Genomic DNA, 2,479 nt, shown 5'->3' on the forward strand with positions numbered 1-2,479 from the left:
GCGGTGGTGTGTTCGCGCGGCTGTGGGCGCGCGTGAAGGACCCGGTGGGGTGGCGGGCGGCGCTGTACGCGTTCGTCCGGCTGCCCTGGGGCGTGCTGACGTTCGCGGTGACGCTGGCCGGGCTCGTCGTGCTGTGGCCGGTGCTGCCGTATCTCGCGCGTGCGATGGCCAACGTCGACCGGGCGATGGTCCGGGGCCTGCTGTGCCCGTCCGACGAGCTGGAGCGGCGGATCGCCGAGCTGGAGTCGGACCGGGGCGTCGTCGTGGACACGGCGGCGGCCGATCTGCGGCGCATCGAACGGGACCTGCACGACGGGGCGCAGGCCAGGCTCGTGGCGCTCGCCATGGGGCTCGGCATGGCGCGGGAGAAGCTGACCGGGGACTTCAAGGACCCGGTCGCCGCGGCGGCGATGGTCGACGAGGCGCACGGCGAGGTGAAGCTGGCGCTGCAGGAGCTGCGGGACCTGGCGCGCGGCATCCACCCGGCCGTCCTCACCGACCGCGGCCTGGACGCGGCGCTGTCGTCGATCGCGTCGCGCTGCACGGCTCCGGTGCGGGTCTCGGTCGATCTGGCGGCGCGGCCGGCGGAGGCGATCGAGGGCATCGCGTACTTCACGGTCTCCGAGCTGCTCCAGAACGTCAGCAAGCACAGCGGCGCCCGGTCCGCGTCGGTGGACGTGTGGCGCAGCGGCGACCGGCTGCTGATCCAGGTGTGCGACGACGGGCGCGGGGGCGCGCGGCTGGACGGCGGCACGGGCATGGCCGGTCTCGCCGACCGGCTCGGCGCGGTGGACGGACTGCTCGCGCTCGACTCCCCCGAGGGCGGCCCGACGACGGTGACGGCCGAGCTGCCCTGGCGCGACCGCGACGGTTCGGGCCGGGGCGGTGCGGCCGGCCACAGGGCCGGGCACACCGCCGGCGCGGGTGCCGGGGTGGGCGCCGGGGTGGGGAAAACCCCCGGGCGGAAACGGTGACCGGCCTCATGGTCCAGGCCGCGCACTCCCCCGCATTCTTGAGTCACACACAGCGACGCTCACCGGAACTCACAGAGCAGAAACGGACGGCAGCGATGGCCACGGAGTACGCCCCGCAGACCCGGGACCAGTGGGAGCCCGCCGGCCGGCCCCCGAGGAGGCACCTCCTTCCGCCGGTGCTGCGCGCGCCGGTCGAGGGCCGGACCTGGCGCGAGTTCGGCTACCTGATGCTCAGCCTGCCGATCAGCGTGCTGATCTTCGTCTTCGCGATCACCATGACGTCGCTGGGCATGGGCCTGCTGATCACCTTCTGCGGCGTACCGGTGCTCGCGGCGGGCCTGGCCGGCTGCCGCGGGTTCGGGGCGATGGAGCGGGCCCGCGCCAGGGGCCTGCTCAAGCTGGACGTGGCGGACCCGCCGCCGGTGCGGATCAAGGCGGGCGGCGGGCCGATGGCCTGGATCGGCGCGATGCTCAAGAGCGGCACGTCGTGGCGTCACCTGCTGTACGCCGTGCTGCACATGCCCTGGGCGGTGTTCGCCTTCTCGGTGGCGCTGACGCTGTGGTCGTACGGCTGGGCCGCGCTCACGTACCCGCTGTGGCAGTGGGTGTTCCCGGCCTACGTCGGTGTGGACGGCATCCAGCTGTACGGCGACGCCACGCACCACGTCTACCTCGACAAGCCCGTCGAGCTGGCGGCGACCAGCGCGTTCGGTCTGGTCCTCGTCCTCGTCACCCCCTGGCTCATGCGCGGCCTGGTGATGGTGGACAAGGTGATGGTGACCGGGCTGCTCGGTCCGTCCCGGCTCGCCACCCGCGTGTCGGAGCTGGAGTCGGACCGGGGTGTCGTCGTCGACACGGCGGCCGCCGACCTGCGGCGCATCGAGCGGGACCTGCACGACGGGGCGCAGGCCAGGCTCGTCGCCCTCGCGATGGACCTGGGGCTGGCCAAGGAGAAGCTGACGCAGGACCCGGAGGCCGCCGCGCGCATGGTGGACGAGGCGCACGGCGAGGTGAAGATCGCGCTCCAGGAGCTGCGTGACCTGGCCCGCGGCATCCACCCGGCCGTCCTGACCGACCGCGGTCTGGACGCGGCGCTCTCGTCGGTGGCCTCCCGGTGCACGGTGCCGGTGCGGGTCGAGGTGGACCTTCCGGCCCGGCCGGCCGCGGCCATCGAGGGCATCGCGTACTTCACCGTCTCCGAGCTCCTCCAGAACGTCAGCAAGCACGCCCAGGCGTCCCGGGCCACGGTCGAGGTGTGGCAGACGGCGGACCGGCTGATGCTCCAGGTCGGCGACGACGGCAGGGGCGGGGCGGACACGACGGCCGGTTCGGGGCTCGCGGGGCTCGCGGAGCGGCTGGACGCGGTCGACGGGATCCTGGTCGTCGACTCGCCGGTGGGCGGCCCGACGACCGTCACGGCGGAGCTGCCCTGGCGGGGCTGACCCGGAGCGGCCGACAGCGGCGGGGGCGGCCGGCGGGCCGCCCCCGCCCCCGCTCTCCCCCCT

The 2,479-nt window shown here is 74.5% G+C and carries 2 protein-coding genes; both read left to right on the forward strand.

What is annotated here, in order from left to right; all coding sequences use genetic code 11:
* Positions 1-974: sensor histidine kinase (locus E2E34_RS33390; protein ID WP_138905579.1), on the forward strand; the 974-nt coding region annotated here is incomplete at its 5' end.
* A gap of 95 nt (positions 975-1,069) precedes the next feature.
* Complete coding sequence (locus tag E2E34_RS33395; protein WP_138905580.1) at positions 1,070-2,416, forward strand: sensor histidine kinase; 1,347 nt, start codon at positions 1,070-1,072, stop codon at positions 2,414-2,416.
* The last annotated feature ends 63 nt before the right edge of the window (positions 2,417-2,479 follow it).

The organism is Streptomyces albidochromogenes, from assembly GCF_005981925.1.
In the GTDB taxonomy this organism is placed as follows: domain Bacteria; phylum Actinomycetota; class Actinomycetes; order Streptomycetales; family Streptomycetaceae; genus Streptomyces; species Streptomyces albidochromogenes.

Excerpts from the sequence above, each read along its gene's own strand:
- E2E34_RS33395 (WP_138905580.1), top strand. The coding sequence starts at position 1,070 with ATGGCCACGGAGTACGCCCCGCAGACCCGGGACCAGTGGGAGCCCGCC.